Here is a 17,918-nt window from a genome sequence, read left to right as displayed (position 1 = left end):
CAATCCCGTTGCCGCGATGGGTTCTTGTCGCGTCAGACGCGCTCACCATCTCTCACCCGGTAAGTCGGCTTGTACATGGTGACGAGTTCTTCCGCCGCGGTCGGATGCACCGCCATGGTACGATCGAAATCATCCTTGGTCAGCCCGGCCTTCAGCGGTATGCCGAGAAGCTGCGCCATTTCGCCGGCATCCGGCCCGAGGATGTGGGCGCCGAGGACTCTTTTCGAGGCGCCGTCGACGACCAGCTTCATCAGCATCTTTTCATCGCGGCCGGAAAGCGTGTGCCGCATTGGCCGGAAGGTGGCGCGGTAGATTTCGAGATCCGAAAAGCGTTTTGCCGCCTCATCCTCCGACAGGCCGACCGTGCCGATCTCGGGCTGGGAAAAGACCGCGGTCGCGATCGTGTCGTGGTCGGGCGCCGTCGGCTTGTCCTTGAAGGCGGTCTCGACGAAGCACATCGCCTCGTGGATCGCCACCGGCGTCAATTGCACGCGGTGGGTGACGTCACCGATCGCCCAGATGTTGTCGATATTGGTGCGGGAGTATCCGTCGACCTGGATTGCCCCGGTCTTGGTCATCTCGATGCCGACGCCTTCCAGGCCCATGTTCTCGGTATTGGGAATGCGGCCGATGGCGAGCATGACCTGATCGACCGTCAGCACCGTGCCGCCGGTGACAAGCGCGTCGAGCCGGCCGTCAGGCCGCTTCCTGACCCACTCTGACACGGCGTGGCAGAGGATTCTTATCCCCTTCTTTTCCATCGTCTCGTGCAGCATGCGTCTGAGGTCCATGTCGAAACGGCTGAGGATTTCCTTGCCGCGGTAGACAAGCGTCGTGTCGACGCCAAGCCCGTGAAAGATGTTGGCGAATTCGACGGCGATATAGCCGCCGCCCTCGATCATGATTGCCTTCGGCAGCTCCTTGAGGTCGAAGGCCTCGTTGGAGAAGATGCAGTGCTCATGGCCGGGCAATGCCGGGTGCGGTGCCGGACGCCCGCCGGTAGCGATCAGGATCTGGTCGGCGGTAACGGTGCGATCCTCACCGAGAAGATGCACCACATGCGGATCGACCAGCACGGCGCGTGAGTGAAAGACTTCGCCGCCGGCGCCCTGCACGTTGTTCTGGTAGATGGCCTCCAGCCGGCTGATTTCGCGATCCTTGTTGGCGACCAGCGTCTGCCAGTCGAAACGCGCCTCAGGCACCGTCCAGCCATAGCCGGCGGCGTCGGCGAAATGCTCGGGGAATTGCGAGGCATAGACATAGAGCTTTTTCGGCACACAGCCGCGGATCACACAGGTGCCGCCATAGCGGTATTCCTCGGCGATGCCGACGCGCTTGCCGAGTGCTGCCGCGACGCGCGCCGCCCTCACCCCGCCGGAGCCGCCGCCGATGACGAAAAGATCGTAGTCGTAACCGGCCATGGCTGAACTCCTTGCCCCTCAAACACCGAGACAGGTAGGCTGCCGACCATCAAAAGAAAAGCCCGGACTTGCCGGGCTTTCTGGTCCAGTGGCGGTCAGGCCGCTCGGAAGTTCGCGATCAATTCGGTGTCGCGTCCGCAGGAGCAGCGCCATCGGCCGGGGCGGCACCGTCGGCAGGTGCGGCCGGCGCCTTGGCATTCGCCGCTGCACCCAGGGTCTCGCCTACCTGTTGGGCGAGATCGCGAGCCAGGCCGTTCTGCCAGATGTCGGCAGCCTTCACCAGCTCGCGCGTCACGATCGAGCCGTTGTCGAGCAGCTTCTTGCCGGTATCGGAGTTGTAGAAGGCGGCGATTTCAGTGAGCTCCTTTTCCGAGAACACTTTTGCATAGGCAAGCGCTGCTTCCTTTTCCAGGTCGGCGCGGCGCGATGCCAGGGCCATCGCCTTCTCGTTGATCGTCTTGGCGATCAGTTCCTGCATGTCCGGGTTCTTCTGGATCAGCTGCTGCTCGAGCGCCGCGGCAGCTTGCGGCAGGATGTTGTCGAACGTATCCGTCGCATGGATCGCCGCGACCGCGGCGCGCGCCGCCTTCAAATGCGCATCAGTGACATCCTGCGAAAACGCCGGCGACGAAAACGCGAAAACGGCCGAGGCCGCCAGAATGGCAAAAAAGCGGCCAACCCGGTTATGCAACATCATGATCGGTAAAACTCCCTGGTTTTCGGGCGGCATGGACGGTTTGGATGCCGTCGCCGCCGGCTATGATGGCCGTTGATGCCAGCCCGATGAAAAGACCATGCTCGACCACGCCCGGAATGGCGTGGAGAGCATTCGAAAGCGCTCTTGTATCCGGAATGCGGCCAAAAGATGCATCGAGGATAAAATGGCCGCCGTCTGTAACAAATGGCTGGCTCCCCGTCATCCTCAGTGTAACAGGGCCGGAAAGGCCAAGGTTTGCAGCCACTGCGCCAACTGCAATTTCGGTGGCGCGCAGGCCAAATCGGTTGACTTCGATGGGCAGCGGAAAACGGCCGATCATCTCGACCATCTTGGAGCTGTCGGCGATGACGATCATGCGGGCGGAGGCCGCCGCGACGATCTTTTCGCGCAGCAGCGCGCCGCCGCCGCCCTTGACCAGTGTCAGCGCCGGATCGATCTCGTCGGCGCCGTCGATGGTGAGGTCGAGCTCGGGCGTTTCCTCGAGGGTCGACAGCGGCACACCAAGCTCGGTGCAAAGGACGGCGGTGCGCTCCGAGGTCGGCACGCCGATGACAGTCAGGCCGGTGGCGACCTTGTCGGCGAGCAGCCGCACGAACTCATCCGCTGTCGTGCCGGTGCCGATGCCGAGCCGCATGCCGTCCGTGACATGGGCAAGCGCTGCCCGCGCAGCCTCAACCTTCAATTGCCTCGCATCCATGCCGGGTCCCGAGATTCGTTTCGGCGCTCGTAGCATTTTTGCCGGGCTGGTCAAAGGACCTTGCCCGCGATGCATAAGCCGGCTTGCCTGAACGGGCCGCAGCGGTTATCGCCTGCCGGCAATCAAATCGTCACAGGACAGGCCATGACCCGACCGATCATCGTGTTCGACCTCGACGGGACGCTGATCGACACGGCGCCGGATCTGCTCGACAGCCTCAACCACAGCCTTGCCGCCAGCCAGCTCACGGCCGTCGACGAAGCCGGCTTCAAGCGCTTCGTCGGCCATGGCGGCCGGGTGATGATAGAGCGCGCCCATGCAGCGCAGCACAGGTCGCTGGCAGTGGAGGAGCACGACCGCCTGCTAAAGCTGTTTCTGGACCATTACACCGTTAACATTCCCGGCAAATCGCGCCCCTACCCGGGCGTACCGGAGGCGATCGCGCGGTTCGAGGCGGCCGGGTACCTGCTGGCCATCTGCACCAACAAATACGAGGCCAATTCGGTGGCACTGATCGAGGCGCTCGGCATGACCAGGCATTTCGCGGCGATCTGCGGCCAGGACAGTTTTCCGTTCCGCAAGCCAGACCCGCGCCATCTCACGCAGACCATCGCGCGTGCCGGCGGCGACCCGCACCGTGCACTGATGGTCGGTGATTCGCAGACCGACATCGACACGGCAAAGGCGGCCGGCATTCCGGTGGTGGCAGTCGATTTCGGCTACACCGACCGTCATGTGCGGGAGTTTGAACCGTCGGCGGTGATCTCGCATTTCGATTCGCTGACGCTCGATATGGTACAAGGGCTGATGGCCGCGGCAGAGGGCTGAAGCCGGCCATAGTCCGGACCGCCAGATGCCGACCGACAAGTGGTTGACTTCGCGGGCCGGCCTCCCTTATATCGCGGCGCGCTTGGCCTTCGGGCAACGAGCGGGCGATTAGCTCAGCGGGAGAGCACACCCTTCACACGGGTGGGGTCGCAGGTTCAATCCCTGCATCGCCCACCATTTGCATTGCTTAGCCGTCCTCTCCTTTCCAGCCTCTATGGGCGACTTCTCATATTTCAAAGCAGAATATAGCGGCCGGCGCGCGGACCAAAACGGGGCGTTTGATGAAGAGGCTACTGTCGAAAGGCGTGTTGCTCGGGGTTCTTGTCGCCAGTGTTGCGGCGCAGACGAAATCGCCGATCTCCATCACGGTCGACAAGGAAACCGGGTGCTGGACATCGATTTCGAAAGATCACGAGTTCAGAATCAAGATCGCAAAGCCCGGAACCTTCGTGTTTCTGGCAATGCGCGGCGCCACTAACGCAAGCACCGAAGAAGACAGCAAGAATTGGGAATACCGGGAGCCTGTCTTCTGGCGCGTGGCTGATCTACCAGACGATGAAAAGCACGACTTCACCGAGTACGACCAGAAGTGGCAGGTCACACAGGTTTCGCAGGCAGGAAGACACGGACTGACCTTCTCACCAATGTCGATGTACGGCTGGAAAGGCGAGGTCTCTCTATGCTTGCGCCTGTCTGGGAAGCTCTAGCCTGAGAAACCTACGCTTGCGGATCTGCGTGGGGATGTGAAGTGAGCGCAGAAGGCTTCGTCCTAACGCAACACCTTCAAGCCAGAGCGGCTAGCAGCTGCAGGTCGCCCCCTCGCCGCCAAAATTCTTTTGGGCGAAATTCAAGGCGCTGCTGTAGCTCGTATAGCTCTGGAACTGGCAAACGTTGGAGCCGGCCCGCACCTTCATCTGCTCGATATCCCAGAACGAAACCCCGATACGGTCGTCGGCACAATAGACTGTATAGCGTTCAGGTTCCAGCGCCTCGGCTTTCTGCACAGGCATCGAAACGTCCGGGATGGAGGATATGAAAAGTACAATTATGATGGCATGACGCATTTGCATGTAGACCCCCGAGTGACCGTCGGCACTGTTATGGCCGCGATGTTGAGGCGACGCATCATGATTTTAAGCAGTCGCCTTTTTTCGGCGGCCATAAATCAGGTACGGACGGTGCCTCCTTGTAGCGCAACGCTCCGCGATCCCGGAACAAACCTGCATGGAAACGAGTTTCTGCTGATCGAGATGTGAGGGAAAGCCATGTCCAGACTTGTTTTGGCGGCCGCCGTGCTGCTTGTCGGCGGATCGGCCTTTGCCGCGGACGACAATCCGGTGCCGGCGCAGAATGCCAAGAAGCTGTCGGAAATCATTGCCAAAGTCGAGCAGCGCGACGACTTCCGCTACATCAAGGAAATCGATTGGGACAGCGGCGCCTACACCGTCATTTATTACACGAACGACAAGGCCAAAGTCGAAATCACCTATGATCCGGTGACAGCCGCGCCGAAATGAAGCTGTCCCGCCAACGGTCCAGATTCCAAAAAATAGCGCGCCTCGAAGGCCCCCGGCCTTCGACAGACCCTTGCGCAGATATGACTTTGATGGCTGACTGAGTGCTATCATTGCGCGCGGGGGTGGGCATGGCGACGGTAAAGCACGTATTGAAACGCTTTCTGATGATGCTCGCGGGTTATTTCATAGCGGTACTGGTTGGGCTGATCGCGGTGGCGGCGATCTATGGCGGGCTGAGCTCGCTGCCAAATGCGCCGAATTATTTCGACGTCATGGGTGTCACCCCCGTCGCGGTGCTGCTGTTGCCGCCGCTCGGCATGTTCATCTATTTTCTGACGATCGTGCTGACCGGCCTGCAGACGCTGATCTTCGCACTGATTGCCGAGTTTTTCTCGCTGCGCAGTTTTTGGCTGCATATGATCTTCGGCGCCGCGGCTGCGGTTGGCGGCTTCGCCCTGATCTGGCCCAGTGTACCAGACGATACGAACCCGGAGCGCTGGGCCGATGTCGGTATCATTGCCGCGGCAGGCGTTGTACCCGGCCTGGTTTATTGGCTGATCGCCGGGCGCGAGGCCGGCTTCCGGCGTCCGCTCTTTCAGCGCTAGACCCGCATTCCTCAGCTTGCCGGCGAACGCACCGCTTCCGTGCTGTCGAGCGCCTGCTGCAGCCTTGTGTCGCGGCCGTATACGTCGTTGAAATATTCGACATTGCCGGACAGGTCCGGCCATGCGGTGAAATAGGCGACATAGACCGGGATCTTGCGTGTCACGTCTTCGGTCGAATGTCCGAGCTTCAGTCTGTCCTCGATGTAGTCGACCGAGGTGCCGAGCACGGCAGCCGCCATACCGCGCGGATCCTGCAAGCGCACGCAGCCATGGCTGAGCGCGCGCATGTCGCGCTGGAAAAACGACTTCTGCGGCGTGTCATGCATGTAGATGGCGTGCTTGTTGGGGAACAATATCTTCAACTCGCCCAGCGCATTGGCCTCGCTCGGCAGCTGGCGCACGCCGTAGGGTATCTTCGCGCCATAGGCGCCCCAATTGACCGAGGAGGAGGGAATGCGCTTACCGCGCGCATTGACCACCTCATAGCCGGCGCGGTCGAGATAGCCCGGATCCCGGCGCAGCCGCGGCAGCATCTCATTGACCAGGATCGACTGCGGCACGCCCCAATAGGGATGGAAGTCGACCTGCTCGATCTGGTCATAGAAGAAAGCAGTCTGGTTGGTGGGCCTGCCGACGACGGCGCGGGTCTTCAGCTTCTCCTCGCCATCGTCGATATAGCTCGCGGTGAAAGCCGGCTGGTTGATGAAGACACGCGGGCTGCCGAGGTCGGAAGGCAGCCAGCGCAACTCTTCGAGCGCGACCCGAACCTTCTGAACCCTGTCGGCCTTGGACGTTCCGGCCAACGATGCAACGGTACGTGGGCCGATGACGCCGTCGCCTTTCATGCCGGCCCGTTTCTGCACCGCCTTGATCACCGGCACCAGCTCCGGATCGTAGACCTCGCTGGTGGCGAGCCTCGCCAGGACCTCGCCATAGGCGCCGCCCATCTCGTCATCGAGATTGCGCGCGATCTTTGTCAAAAGCTTCGGCAGCTCGGGGCTGGTCTGCCCCGGCTTCAGCAGCAGATTGGGATCGATGGTGATTTCGTCTTCGGCGCTGGCCTGGAGCGCTTCCAGTTCGACGCGCAGCGCCTGATACTCGGCGTTCTGTGGATGCCGCGATTCGAGGTAGGTGCGAGCTTGCTGGGTATGGGCCAGCGTCTTCAGCACCCCTTCCATGTCGAGCGGCTTCGGCGGAAAATCGTAGTAGCCGGTCATGCGGTTGGGATCGACGCGGCCGCTTTGTGCGTCACGGGCGTAGCGCAGGACGCGTGCCGACAGCGCCATCTCGAAGCGGACCAGCTCTTTCAGGCGTTCATCGGCATCGCCCGCCGATGTGCCTGCTGCCGGAATTTCGACGGTGTAGTCGGCGGGCGTCAGGCCGTAGCTCGCGGCTTCGCCCAGCACCCGCACCGCATCCTGCGCACGGCTGCTGGGACTGGTTCCCGTCACCCAGATGAAATCCGGATTGGCTGAGTAGTAGGCGATCAGCGCCTTGGCGATGTCCTTCTCGGCATAGAGGTCATAGCCGTCGAGCCCGGCAATGGCTTCGCGGAATGCAGCCCCGGTGGCCGCCGGCTCGAACGCAGCATCCTGCGGCGTTGCCGGTTCAGGCGCTGCCGACAGTGCCGAAAAATCGACGCGCACCAGCGGATCGCTCTTGTAGGTGTAATAGGACGGGCTGCTGATTTGCGCACCACCACCGCCACCACCGGAAGCGGCCGGCGCCTTGGGCCTCGGCTTGTATTTTGACGGTGGCGGGGGAAAGTTACCTTTCGGCGGTGCGTGCTTGACGCCGCCGCCGAAAAGCATGTCGAAGAACCCTTGTGCTTCAGCCTGCGGCGCGCCGAAGGCCAGCATTGCCACGGCCACCGCAAACGGCAGCACGGTGGCTTTGTTTCCAAGGAGTTTCATGGATCACCCGCTCCGGTTGAACCCGGATCCCGTTCCGCACCGCTTTCACGGTCTCGCCCACCGCATGGCGGATGTAAGGCGTGACTATACTGATTCATACTGATTTCGTTAAGCTTCCATAAATTTCGGAACGTCTGTTGCAGAACGGTTTCACAACATCGTGACGGGTCAAGCCAATCCGCCTTCGCCCCCGACCAATGGTAGTGCCCGCGAGCCAAGCCTCAAGCGTTGGCGCCGCCGTCGATGGTCAATGCCGCGCCTGTCACGAAGCGCCCTTCGGGGCCGGCAAGCCAGGCGACCATGCCGGCGATCTCGTCGGCCGTGCCGAAGCGAGGCGTCGCCATCTTCTGGCGCTGATGCTCGGCGTGCGGGCCGCCTGCTGGATTCATGTCGGTATCCGTCGACCCCGGATGGACGACATTGGCGGTGATGCCGCGCGGACCGAGATCGCGTGCAAAGGCCTTGGTCAGGCCAACCAAGGCAGCCTTGCTGGCCGAATAGGCGCTCAGGCCGGCATCGGTGGCACGCTCGGCCAGGTTGCTGCCGATCGAGATGATTCGGCCACCCTCGCCCATATGCGCCGCTGCTGCCTTGGCGGCGACGAACGGGGCTCTGAGGTTGACCTCCATTGTCTCATCGAAGTCGGCAAGCGACAGGGCATCGATCGGCGCAGCGCGCCAGATGCCGGCGCTGTTGACGAGGATATCGAGCCGTCCGAAGGCTTTTACCGCCTCATTGACTGCCGCCTCGATCGCGGCAGCATCGCGATTGTCGGCCTTGATGGCGAAGGCCCGGCCGCCGGCCGCCTCGATTGCCCCGACCACCGAACGCGCCCGTTCCTCGCCATTCACATAGGTGATCGCCACGCCCGCGCCGTCGGCCGCGAGCCTTCGTGCGATCGCCGCACCAATGCCGCGGCTGCCGCCGGTGACGAGGGCGGCCTTGCCGTTCAAGCTCCTGGATGACATTTGCTTCTCCATTTTGTAGTGATTGATACATAAATATCTGCCAGCCTTGCTGAACCACGTCAACTGAATTATGTATCGATCAACACAGAAAGCACACCATGCCGGAACGAGGCCGCCCCCGCACCTTCGATCGAACCGCCGCCTTGCGGCGGGCAATGGAAGTGTTTTGGGCCAAGGGTTATGAGGGCGCGTCGATAAGCGACCTGACCGCTGCAATGGGCATCAACTCACCCAGCCTCTACGCAGCCTTTGGCAGCAAGGAAGCGCTGTTCCTCGAGGCGACCGAGCTTTACACGCAGGTGGAAGGCACCGATATCTGGTCTGCGCTGGAAAAGGCGCCGACCGCACGCCAGGCGGTCGAGCGATTCCTGCGCCAGACGGCCAGGGCCTATTCGCAGACCGGCCGTCCGCAAGGCTGCCTTATCGCGCTCGGCGCATTGCACCAGGACTCGAGCCGCGGCGCCATCTGCGATGATCTGCGCCGTCGCCGTGCCGAAAACCGCGAAGCCTTGCTGAGACGCCTCGAGCGTGGCGTGGCCGAGGGGGAGTTGCCGGCCGATTTCGACTGCGGTACGGCCGCGACCTTCTATGCGACCGTACAGCACGGCATGTCGATCCAGGCGCGCGACGGCGCGTCGCGCTCGGCTCTTCTGGAGACGGTGGCCGGGGCAATGGCGGCTTGGATAGCGATGGCCAGCACCGGGGCGGCGTGACGGTCGAACCCGGCAGACAAGAACAGACATTCAGGTCACTGCAGAGACGGCTCCAGCCTGCCGGCAACGAAGCCAACGGCGCGCTCCACCACACCCTTGTCCGCGAGAATGCGGCGGTGGCCGAGCCCGTCGGCCCAGTACAGCCGCACATGGTCGCCGGCACGCGCGTAGAGCCTTGCATGATCGGCGGACACTTCGCGGTCGTCCGGCGCGTGGATCACCAGCGTCGGCAGCGGCGCGCTTGCCAGTTGGCGGTCACCGGTGAATTCGTGCAGCGGCCGGCCGGCGATGCGCTCGACCCGGTCGGCCATGGCGACCTGCGAGCGCGAGCCGACATTCAGCATGCGGCTGAAATCGGCAAAGATCGCAGGAAGCGAGCTCGGCGCAGCGATTAGCACCAGCCGCCCGGCCGTCAACGGCGGGATATTTCTGATTGAACCGGCGACGGCATTGGCGGCGACGGCACCACCAAAGGAATGGCCGGCGATGGCGGCAAATGGGCCGAACCATTCGCCGGCAACCCGTGCTGCATCGACCGCACTGACAAGGGTCAGCCGGCGGCCCTGCGACTGGCCGTGGCCCGGCAAATCGAGCGAGACCACCTTGTAGCCGGCATCGCGATAGGCTTCGATCAATGTGCGCATGTATTCGGTACGCGAACGCCAGCCATGGATGACGAGCACGGTGCCTGCAGCCGCCCTGCCCGGCTCGGGCCGGAATTCATGCACCATGACGCAGCCGGTTCTGGTCTTTAGCCGGTGATGGCGCGCTTCGGTCATGAAATCGGCGGCGCGATCGATTGCGCGGCGCTCACCATGGCTCAAGCTCTTTTCGTGCGGCGTGCGGCAGAACAGCTCGAATGCAGCGCGCCCGGTGAGTCGCGGCGCCACATGCTCGGCCACGCCGAACGTGCCGCGGATGACCTTCAGTCCAAATGATGCCATAGTGGCGATCCATCCATTGGTTCAAGCATGAACATAATAGTTCAAACATGAACATTAAGCAAGACCTGCCCTGGGACAACCCGCGTTTTCGCAACTGGGTTGCGGTGGCGCGCGCCTGCCACGTGGTGGAACGCACCTTGGCGGTGAAGCTGGCGCCGCTCGACCTGAAGCCGGCGCAGCTGGACGTGCTGATGAACCTCTACCGCCATCCCGGCATGTCGCAGCACGACCTCGCTCGCCGCCTGCTGGTCGGCCGCTCCAACATCACCATGCTTTTGCCGCAGTTGGAGACCCGCGGCCTACTGCGCCGCGAGAGCGACGAGAAGGACAAGCGCGTGCTGCGGCTGACGTTGACTGAGGCAGGCGAAGCACTGCTGATGCAGGCCCTGAAGGTCCACATGACGCTGATCGAAAAGGCGATGAGCCAGTCGACGCCGGAACAATGCGACATGATCGGCGAACAGATGCGCAAGATTGCCGAGGTGTTGAAGACCGCCTGACGGCCCAGTGCTTCACCACCAAATTCCCTCACCACCAAATTTCTTCACCACATCGATTTTTTCGCGCGCTCCGGCCATTCCCTGTCGTAGACCTCGCCGTCGATGTTCTTGCGGCTGGTGATTTCCAGGATTTGGCCGGCGGTCGGCAGCGATCTTGGGTCGACATGCCTTGCCGGATTCCACAGTTCCGATCGGTGGATGGCGCGGGCGCACTGGAAATAAACCGCATCGATCTCGATGATCGTCACCGAGCGCGCCGGCTTGCCCTCGACGGCGAACGAGGCGCAGAGCCCGGGATCGGTGGTGATGTGGGCGCGGCCATTGACGCGCAGCGTCGTGCCGGAACCCGGCACCAGGAACAGGAGCGCGACGCGCGGATCGCGAAGGATGTTCCTTAGCGAATCGGCACGGTTGTTGCCGCGCCGGTCCGGCATCATCAGCGTTTTCGGATCATGGATGCGGACGAACCCGGCGAGATCGCCGCGCGGCGAGCAGTCCAGCCCTTCTGGCCCGCAGGTTGCGAGCGCGGCAAACGGCGAAGCCTCGATGATAGCTGCGTATTCGCGAATCAGCTGGTCGAGTTCCTTGACCACCGACGCCTCGCCGGGCAGGCCATAGAGCGCTTCAAGCTGTTCGATGCTGGTGATCATGGACATGTTTTCGTCTCCAAAGCTTTGCCGGCGCTACTCCAGACGCATGACATTTTCACGACACGATGCCCGTTTGTCGGTCATCAGGAAACGGGTGTCGAGGGACCGCGAACAAGCGCAAACCGCTTTCGTGCTGACAGAAACGGAGGTCAAAAATGGAGAAACCGCTCGGCCGGCGACGCACCGCCATGGAACTTATTGAAAACATGTTCAATGTTGAAATGCGTTTCCTGCAATCAGGGTCGGAGAGCCTCGATATGCTTGCAAGCGCATTTCATGTCGAGATTGTCGTGCATGAGCCTCGCTCCCTGCCCTATGCCGGTGACTGGAACGGCCTCGACGGCGTTGGCGCCCTTTTCCGCAAGATGCGGGAAATCTGGAGCGACGTGGCGGTGGAGGACCTCCAGGTCGCCCAAAACGATGACATGGTGTTCATGAGCTGCACGCTTTCGCTGACATCGCGGGCCAATGGTGCAACCATCAAGCAGCCGTTTGCCGAAGTCTTGCGCTTCAAGGATGACCGGCTGATCGAAGGCACGCCGTTTTATCACGACACCAGCGAGATACTGGCGATGCTGCGTTGACCGGAGCGTCCCGCGAAATCAGTCAGCGGTCGCGGCTCAGCCCCTTCTCTTCCAGCTCGGCGAGATAGGCGGCCCAGCGTGCATCCTTCTCATGACCCAGCGTATGCAGGTAATTCCAGGTGAAGATGCCGGTGTCGTGGAAATCGTCGAAGGTGATGCGCACGGCATAGTTGCCGACCGGCTCGATCTTAAGGATCGCTACATTGCGCTTGCCGGGAACGGTGACGCGCTGTTCGGGCGAATGGCCCTGCACCTCGGCCGACGGCGAGGCAACACGCAGCAGCTCGGCTGGCAATTCGAACGGCTGATGGCCCGGAAAGGTGACGGAAAGCAGCTTGCGGTCCTTCGAGACCCTGAGTTCCTTTGGCGCTGTCATGCTGGTGGATCCTGCGGAAGACAGCCTTCCCTACGCCGCTTCGCGTTGAGGGAAAAGGCCGCATGGAAAGTTCCGACATGATCTGTCGGCGTCGGGGTGTTACCGCAGATCGCGAGCTTCTATCTTGAATGGCAAGTTGGCTCGCATCACATAGCCATATATAACGAAGCCGTTCACGGCCACGGGAAGCGCATAAGCATGGATATGATCGATCCTTTCGGTCGCACGATCACCTACCTGCGCGTGTCGGTCACCGACCGCTGCGATTTCCGCTGCACCTATTGCATGGCCGAGGACATGACGTTCCTGCCCAAGAAGGACCTGCTGTCGCTGGAAGAGCTCGACCGGCTTTGCACGGTCTTCATCGAAAAGGGCGTGCGCAAGCTCCGCCTCACCGGCGGTGAGCCGCTGGTGCGCAAGAACATCATGCATCTGGTGCGCCAGCTTTCGCGGCATCTCGAGAGCGGTGCGCTGGAAGAGCTGACGCTGACCACCAACGGATCGCAGCTTTCACGCTTTGCCGCCGAGCTCGCCGACTGCGGCGTCAAACGCATCAACGTCTCGCTCGACACCCTCGATGCCGACAAATTCCGCCAGATCACCCGCTGGGGCAATCTGGATAAGGTCATGGACGGCATCGACGCGGCGCAGGCGGCGGGGCTGAAGGTAAAACTCAATGCGGTGGCCTTGAAGGACTTCAATGACGCCGAATTGCCGGAAATGCTGCGCTGGGCGCATGGCCGCGGCATGGATCTGACGGTCATCGAAACAATGCCGATGGGCGAGATCGACGCCGACCGCACCGACCAGTATTTGCCGCTGTCGCTGCTGCGCGCAGCACTCGAGCGCCAGTTCTCGCTGAGCGATATTCCCTATAAGACCGGTGGCCCGGCCCGCTATGTCCACGTCGCCGAGACCGGCGGGCGGCTCGGCTTCATCACGCCGATGACGCATAATTTCTGCGAAAGCTGCAACCGGGTCCGGCTGACCTGCACCGGCACGCTTTACATGTGCCTCGGCCAGGAAGATGCAGCCGACCTGCGCGTACCACTGCGTGCGTCCGAAGGCAACGAGCTGGTCGCCGACGCCATCGACGAAGCAATCGGCCGCAAGCCGAAAGGCCACGACTTCATCATTGATCGCCGCACCAACCGCCCATCGGTGTCGCGGCATATGAGCGTCACCGGCGGCTGATTTGTCACCGATTTCGTGCAAGAATAATCGCCTTGGCATCGGCTTCGAGGCAAGGCTCATGCAGCGGCTTTTTGCAATCCCGACGTTTTTCGGAGTGATGGCGGGGACCATGGCAGTTGCCGCGCCACTCACCTATACGAACGAGCGCTTCGGTACCGTCTGCACCTTTCCGGATGAGATCTTCACTCTTCGCCAGCCTGAGCCGGACAATGGCGATGGACAACAATGGCTCACGGCTGATGGCGCCAGCCTGATCTGTTCAGGCATCCTCAATATCGATGATGAAACTCCGACAGCCTTCGTCTCCGCCCAGAGGGGCAGCAAGGAACCTGGCTACAAGATTACCTACAGCAAGACCGGCAAGGACTGGGCGGTGCTGTCGGGCATCAAAGGCGAGAACATCTTCTACGAACGCCGCCTGTTCGGAAAAGACGGTGTCATCCGTACGGTCTGGATCGACTATCCGCCAGCCTTGAAATCGAAATACGACCCGCTTATCGGAGCGATCGCCGGCAGCCTCAGGGGACCGTGAGCATCCGGCGACCTCGGAACATATTCGCAACCCGTTGTTTTTGCTAACGAGTCACGGTTGACGCGTGTAGTCGTATCGTACGGCAAGCCATTTCTTGCCGCTGCCATTGGCCTGAAGGAAATGCTGCTCGGCCACTTCGTGATTGTCGCCGTCCCTGGAAATGACGAAATCGGAGGCAGTGAACCGCCCTTCGACCTCGGGCCCGAAGCCGACGAAACCAAGCGGCTCGAAAAGCAGCGAAATCTTGCCGTCCTCCTCGCCACCAAAACTCCAGGCGGGCATGATCCCTGCCGGGAAACGGGTATCCATCGAGACATACTTCCAGCGGCCCTCCACGCGGTCATAGCTCAAATAGGCTATCCGCTGGAAGTCTGGGATTTTCGACCCGGGCGCCGGTCGCATCACCTCCTGCATGAAGGGGCCGATCATCGTACGCTCGGCCACCAGCCCGGTCATCACAATCGGCTGGGCGCCGGGCGTTGGCCAGATCGTGTTGACGACGGACCATTTCCCGACGCGGCGAGCGAGTTCATCCGCTTCGTGACCCGGCGTGGACATCCGTTCGACTGCCGACGCCGAAGCGCCGTTCTCGGCGAAGGCAGGCGCCATCGCCATGAGGATAACCGCCAGTGCAGAAGAGAACCGGGAAGCCGACGAAACGTGCCGCCTGCTGCCTGTGCCAAGCATGTCCGCATTGCCTCGTGCATTCATCATGGACCACCTCCCCAGACAAGATCAGAAGCCTACAATGACCAATTTGGTGAATCTTGCCGAGCAAATTTGATCTCGTCGAAAAATTTTCCTCGAGCCGCAGTGTGATCGATTTGCCCTCCGAACCCATCCTTTGGAACGGCACATTTCGGGATCACACCCAGAAAAGGTCTTGTCCGCAAACGGTTACCGGATTTACCGCAAGCCCGTTCGGGCCTAGCCTCTGCTCTGGAGCGGTTCTTCGCCCAGTGGGGGAATACGATATGCACAAACTCATTCTTTCTGTTGCATTGCTCAGCTTCGCGGCCCTACCCGCGGCGGCCCAGTCGATCGGCGGCACCTATGCCGTGGCCGGCACCAACTTCGATGGATCGTCCTATGGTGGCGACGCGACGATCACGCTGACCAGCGAGACTACCTGCACGATCCATTGGGAGACAGGCGGCTCGTCCTCGGACGGCATCTGCATGCGCAACGACGATGCCTTCTCCGCCGGCTATGTCATGGGCAAGGCGGTTGGCCTTGTCGTCTACAAGGTGCAGGAAGACGGCTCGCTGCATGGCCTGTGGACGATTGCCGGCAAGGAAGGCAACGGCACCGAGGTGCTGACGCGCAAATAAGCCTGCCGCTCTTGCGAGGTAGATGTCACGGGCCACAGAAAGGCTGTGGCCCAGCCCTTTGACGTTGCTGTTTTGCGGGTGCCTGCTAGACGCTTGCTGCAGGACTCACCCGGTAATCGCCTTGCCTCTTTCGCCAAATCTGCGCGGCGCGTTGTTCATGATGGTGGCCATGATTGGCTTCACCCTCAACGATGCAATCACCAAATTCTCGTCGGAATCGATGAACATGGCGCAGGTCATGCTGATCCGCGGCGCCTTCGCTTCGCTTTTCGTTGCCCTGCTTGCGTGGCAACGCGGCGCGCTTGCCCGGCCTGGCTCGATGCTGCAGCCGACAGTTGCGCTGCGCGTCGCCAGCGAGGCCGGCGCCACGGTGTCGTTCCTGGTTGCTCTGGCACATCTTCCGATCGCCAATGTGTCCGCCGTGCTGCAGGCGCTGCCGCTGGCTGTGACGATGGGCGCCGCGCTTGTGTTCAACGAGGGCGTCGGCTGGCGGCGCTGGCTGGCCATTGCCGTCGGTTTTGCCGGCGTGCTGATCATTGTGCGGCCGGGCTTCGAAGGGTTCAGCATGTTTTCTCTGCTGGCACTGGCTAGCGTGGCATGCTGCGCGGTGCGCGACCTCGCCACCAAGCGGATTCCGCAGGCAATTCCGACATTGCTGGTGTCGACCGCCACCGCTCTTGCCATGACCGTTCTGGGCGCAGCATTGCTTTCGCCGATGGGCGGTTGGACGCCGATGACGGGAAAAAGCACGGCATTCCTGGCGCTGGCGGCGGTGCTCGTGCTCATTGGCTACCAGTTCATCATCATGGCGATGCGGGTGGGCGATATCTCCTTCATCGCGCCGTTCCGCTACACCGCCCTGCTCTGGTCGATCCTGCTTGGCTTCACGATCTTCGGCGATGTCCCCGATCTGCCGATGATCGTCGGTGCCACGATCATCATCGCCTCAGGCCTCTATGCGCTCTACCGCGAACGGATCGTCGGCCGGCGAAAGACAGCTGCCGAAAGCGCTGGACCGGACATGGCGCCGGACGGCATATAGGCGCGACCGTTGACGACCGTCTGATTTGAAAACTTGATTTTGGTCATAGGGTCTAGCAGCAAACGATGGGCCGAGATATCGCAGGGATCATTCTGGCCGGCGGCCGGTCGAGCCGGATGGGCGGCGGCGACAAGACGCTGCTTGCGCTTGGCGATGGGACCCTGCTCGACCGTGTCGTTTCGCGCCTTGGCCCGCAGGTCGGCCCGCTGGCGCTCAACGCCAATGGCGATCCGGCACGGTTTGCCGCGACGGGGCTTCCCGTGCTTGCCGACACCGTCAAGGGTTATGCCGGGCCGCTTGCCGGGATCCTGACCGGCCTCGAATGGGCTTCCGACACCACTTGCCAGGCGCTGGTCACGGCTGCAGGCGATACGCCTTTCCTGCCCAAGGATATGGTCGAGCGGCTGCTCGCGGCAGCCTATGCACGCCCGGGCTCGATCGCCGTTGCCTGTTCCGGCGGCAAACGGCATCCGACGTTTGCGCTCTGGCCGCTGGGGCTCGACCAGGCCTTGCGCCAATTTCTCGTCGAGGAAGACAACCGGCGCGTTTCGGCGTTCATCGACCGGCACGGTTTTGTCGAAGTGGATTTTCCCATCCTGAAATCCAGAGGGGCCGAGATCGATCCCTTCTTCAACATCAACACTCCCGACGACCTTGCCCGGGCCGCGCATCTGTTGCAGAGCATCGAGCCATGAACAGACGTATCTTCGGCATCACTGGCTGGAAGAACTCCGGCAAGACGACATTGACCGAAAAGCTGGTAGCCGAACTCGTCCGGCGCAGCTGGAAAGTGTCGACTGTAAAACACGCCCATCATGATTTCGACATCGACAAACCTGGAGCGGATAGCTTTCGCCACCGCCAGGCGGGAGCGATGGAGGTGGCGATCGTGTCGGGCAGGCGCTGGGCGCTGATGCACGAATTGCGTGGCGAGGACGAGCCGACGCTGGAGGCGATCCTGTCACGGCTGGCACCCTCCGACATCGTGCTGGTCGAGGGCTACAAGCGCGAGGCGCACAAGAAAATCGAGACGCGACGGCTCGAGGCCAAGGACCGGACACCGCTCTCGGCAGGCGATCCACACATTATCGCCGTCGCCTCCGACTTTCCCATTGTCGGCGAAGACTTGCCGGTCTTCGATCTCGACGACACGAATTCGATAGCCGACTTCATCGAACGCGCCACCGGCCTGACGCGCTGAGACTGCGGCCGCGGGGAGCTTCCCGCCACTTTCTCTCCATTTAGGCGTTTGACCCAGCGTCACCGTTTTCTGAACATGACCTTCCCTCAAGCGGCGGTTTTGCAGTTGCTTTTTCTTGGGAAAGAATGGGAGTATCGCGCCAGCGGGCGGTCAAAAGCACCGCCCACAGAGCCGTTCGGGAACG

The 17,918-nt window shown here is 61.8% G+C and carries 23 protein-coding genes and 1 tRNA gene; 14 read left to right on the top strand and 10 right to left on the bottom strand.

The window, feature by feature from the left end; all coding sequences use genetic code 11:
• Window positions 1-32: 32 nt before the first annotated feature.
• From gor to rpiA, 3 genes are all read right to left on the bottom strand, one after another.
• Window positions 33-1,421, bottom strand: a complete 1,389-nt coding sequence (gene gor / locus NKI01_RS08595) for a glutathione-disulfide reductase (protein WP_352790013.1) — start codon at window positions 1,419-1,421, stop codon at window positions 33-35.
• A gap of 118 nt (window positions 1,422-1,539) precedes the next feature.
• Window positions 1,540-2,118, bottom strand: coding sequence for a DUF2059 domain-containing protein (locus tag NKI01_RS08590; protein ID WP_352494650.1), 579 nt, complete (start codon window positions 2,116-2,118; stop codon window positions 1,540-1,542).
• Window positions 2,105-2,836: a ribose-5-phosphate isomerase RpiA gene (gene rpiA / locus NKI01_RS08585; protein ID WP_023717615.1), complete on the bottom strand. Its 732-nt coding sequence runs from the start codon at window positions 2,834-2,836 to the stop codon at window positions 2,105-2,107. Before rpiA ends, NKI01_RS08590 begins: the two co-directional genes overlap by 14 nt.
• A 144-nt stretch (window positions 2,837-2,980) precedes the next feature.
• Here rpiA and NKI01_RS08580 point away from each other — a divergent pair, with 144 nt between their 5' ends.
• From NKI01_RS08580 to NKI01_RS08570, 3 genes are all read left to right on the top strand, one after another.
• A complete protein-coding gene (locus tag NKI01_RS08580) occupies window positions 2,981-3,664 on the top strand; it encodes a phosphoglycolate phosphatase (RefSeq protein ID WP_352482587.1) in 684 nt (227 codons plus the stop codon).
• A 102-nt stretch (window positions 3,665-3,766) separates the two neighbouring features.
• A tRNA-Val gene (locus tag NKI01_RS08575) sits at window positions 3,767-3,841 on the top strand.
• 104 nt (window positions 3,842-3,945) lie between these two features.
• On the top strand, window positions 3,946-4,371 hold the full coding sequence (locus NKI01_RS08570) for a hypothetical protein (protein ID WP_352962794.1): 426 nt from the start codon (window positions 3,946-3,948) through the stop codon (window positions 4,369-4,371).
• Window positions 4,372-4,461: 90 nt separating this feature from the next.
• Here the strand turns inward: NKI01_RS08570 and NKI01_RS08565 are convergent, their stop codons facing one another.
• Window positions 4,462-4,674, bottom strand: coding sequence for a hypothetical protein (locus NKI01_RS08565; protein ID WP_352962791.1), 213 nt, complete (start codon window positions 4,672-4,674; stop codon window positions 4,462-4,464).
• A 255-nt stretch (window positions 4,675-4,929) separates the two neighbouring features.
• Here NKI01_RS08565 and NKI01_RS08560 point away from each other — a divergent pair, with 255 nt between their 5' ends.
• Together NKI01_RS08560 and NKI01_RS08555 are read left to right on the top strand one after the other, a co-directional pair.
• Window positions 4,930-5,181: a PepSY domain-containing protein gene (locus tag NKI01_RS08560; RefSeq protein ID WP_352494647.1), complete on the top strand. Its 252-nt coding sequence runs from the start codon at window positions 4,930-4,932 to the stop codon at window positions 5,179-5,181.
• Between the two features lie 128 nt (window positions 5,182-5,309).
• Complete coding sequence (locus NKI01_RS08555) at window positions 5,310-5,786, top strand: hypothetical protein (RefSeq protein WP_352962788.1); 477 nt, start codon at window positions 5,310-5,312, stop codon at window positions 5,784-5,786.
• A gap of 11 nt (window positions 5,787-5,797) precedes the next feature.
• Here NKI01_RS08555 and NKI01_RS08550 read toward each other — a convergent pair whose 3' ends face one another.
• Both NKI01_RS08550 and NKI01_RS08545 read right to left on the bottom strand, forming a co-directional pair.
• Complete coding sequence (locus tag NKI01_RS08550; protein WP_352962785.1) at window positions 5,798-7,699, bottom strand: L,D-transpeptidase family protein; 1,902 nt, start codon at window positions 7,697-7,699, stop codon at window positions 5,798-5,800.
• A gap of 221 nt (window positions 7,700-7,920) precedes the next feature.
• A complete protein-coding gene (locus NKI01_RS08545; protein ID WP_352790022.1) occupies window positions 7,921-8,667 on the bottom strand; it encodes a 3-oxoacyl-ACP reductase family protein in 747 nt (248 codons plus the stop codon).
• Between the two features lie 98 nt (window positions 8,668-8,765).
• Between NKI01_RS08545 and NKI01_RS08540 the strand changes: the two genes are divergently transcribed.
• Window positions 8,766-9,380 (top strand): TetR/AcrR family transcriptional regulator, encoded by a 615-nt coding sequence (locus tag NKI01_RS08540; protein WP_023717623.1) that lies wholly within the window; start codon window positions 8,766-8,768, stop codon window positions 9,378-9,380.
• Window positions 9,381-9,415: 35 nt separating this feature from the next.
• Here NKI01_RS08540 and NKI01_RS08535 read toward each other — a convergent pair whose 3' ends face one another.
• Window positions 9,416-10,324 (bottom strand): alpha/beta hydrolase, encoded by a 909-nt coding sequence (locus tag NKI01_RS08535; protein ID WP_352482593.1) that lies wholly within the window; start codon window positions 10,322-10,324, stop codon window positions 9,416-9,418.
• A gap of 47 nt (window positions 10,325-10,371) precedes the next feature.
• Between NKI01_RS08535 and NKI01_RS08530 the strand changes: the two genes are divergently transcribed.
• A complete protein-coding gene (locus NKI01_RS08530; protein ID WP_352494642.1) occupies window positions 10,372-10,824 on the top strand; it encodes a MarR family winged helix-turn-helix transcriptional regulator in 453 nt (150 codons plus the stop codon).
• 44 nt (window positions 10,825-10,868) lie between these two features.
• Here NKI01_RS08530 and NKI01_RS08525 read toward each other — a convergent pair whose 3' ends face one another.
• A complete protein-coding gene (locus NKI01_RS08525) occupies window positions 10,869-11,480 on the bottom strand; it encodes a pyridoxamine 5'-phosphate oxidase family protein (RefSeq protein WP_352962781.1) in 612 nt (203 codons plus the stop codon).
• Window positions 11,481-11,629: 149 nt separating this feature from the next.
• Here NKI01_RS08525 and NKI01_RS08520 point away from each other — a divergent pair, with 149 nt between their 5' ends.
• Window positions 11,630-12,058 carry a nuclear transport factor 2 family protein gene (locus tag NKI01_RS08520; protein ID WP_352494640.1) on the top strand — a complete coding sequence of 143 codons (429 nt, stop codon included), beginning with the start codon at window positions 11,630-11,632 and terminating at the stop codon, window positions 12,056-12,058.
• A 22-nt stretch (window positions 12,059-12,080) separates the two neighbouring features.
• On the opposite strand, the gene NKI01_RS08515 is transcribed toward NKI01_RS08520, so the two are convergent.
• Window positions 12,081-12,434 (bottom strand): gamma-butyrobetaine hydroxylase family protein, encoded by a 354-nt coding sequence (locus NKI01_RS08515; RefSeq protein WP_023717628.1) that lies wholly within the window; start codon window positions 12,432-12,434, stop codon window positions 12,081-12,083.
• Window positions 12,435-12,632: 198 nt separating this feature from the next.
• Between NKI01_RS08515 and moaA the strand changes: the two genes are divergently transcribed.
• A complete protein-coding gene (gene moaA, locus NKI01_RS08510) occupies window positions 12,633-13,628 on the top strand; it encodes a GTP 3',8-cyclase MoaA (RefSeq protein ID WP_352494639.1) in 996 nt (331 codons plus the stop codon).
• A gap of 58 nt (window positions 13,629-13,686) precedes the next feature.
• Window positions 13,687-14,160, top strand: coding sequence for a hypothetical protein (locus tag NKI01_RS08505; protein WP_023717630.1), 474 nt, complete (start codon window positions 13,687-13,689; stop codon window positions 14,158-14,160).
• Window positions 14,161-14,211: 51 nt separating this feature from the next.
• Here the strand turns inward: NKI01_RS08505 and NKI01_RS08500 are convergent, their stop codons facing one another.
• Window positions 14,212-14,874, bottom strand: a complete 663-nt coding sequence (locus NKI01_RS08500) for a DUF1579 family protein (protein WP_031193573.1) — start codon at window positions 14,872-14,874, stop codon at window positions 14,212-14,214.
• 260 nt (window positions 14,875-15,134) lie between these two features.
• Between NKI01_RS08500 and NKI01_RS08495 the strand changes: the two genes are divergently transcribed.
• The 4 genes from NKI01_RS08495 to mobB all read left to right on the top strand — a co-directional run bounded on the left by NKI01_RS08495 (window position 15,135) and on the right by mobB (window position 17,734).
• Complete coding sequence (locus NKI01_RS08495) at window positions 15,135-15,491, top strand: hypothetical protein (protein ID WP_023717633.1); 357 nt, start codon at window positions 15,135-15,137, stop codon at window positions 15,489-15,491.
• Window positions 15,492-15,612: 121 nt separating this feature from the next.
• Window positions 15,613-16,533 (top strand): DMT family transporter, encoded by a 921-nt coding sequence (locus tag NKI01_RS08490; RefSeq protein ID WP_023717634.1) that lies wholly within the window; start codon window positions 15,613-15,615, stop codon window positions 16,531-16,533.
• A 65-nt stretch (window positions 16,534-16,598) separates the two neighbouring features.
• On the top strand, window positions 16,599-17,228 hold the full coding sequence (mobA, locus tag NKI01_RS08485) for a molybdenum cofactor guanylyltransferase MobA (RefSeq protein ID WP_352482600.1): 630 nt from the start codon (window positions 16,599-16,601) through the stop codon (window positions 17,226-17,228).
• Window positions 17,225-17,734 (top strand): molybdopterin-guanine dinucleotide biosynthesis protein B, encoded by a 510-nt coding sequence (gene mobB / locus NKI01_RS08480; protein ID WP_023717636.1) that lies wholly within the window; start codon window positions 17,225-17,227, stop codon window positions 17,732-17,734. Before mobA ends, mobB begins: the two co-directional genes overlap by 4 nt.
• Window positions 17,735-17,918: the final 184 nt, after the last annotated feature.

Source organism: Mesorhizobium sp. M0815, from assembly GCF_040319995.1.
Lineage (GTDB): Bacteria > Pseudomonadota > Alphaproteobacteria > Rhizobiales > Rhizobiaceae > Mesorhizobium.
The sequence above is the reverse complement of the archived record's forward strand: the minus strand, read 5'-3'. Positions and strand labels throughout refer to the sequence as shown.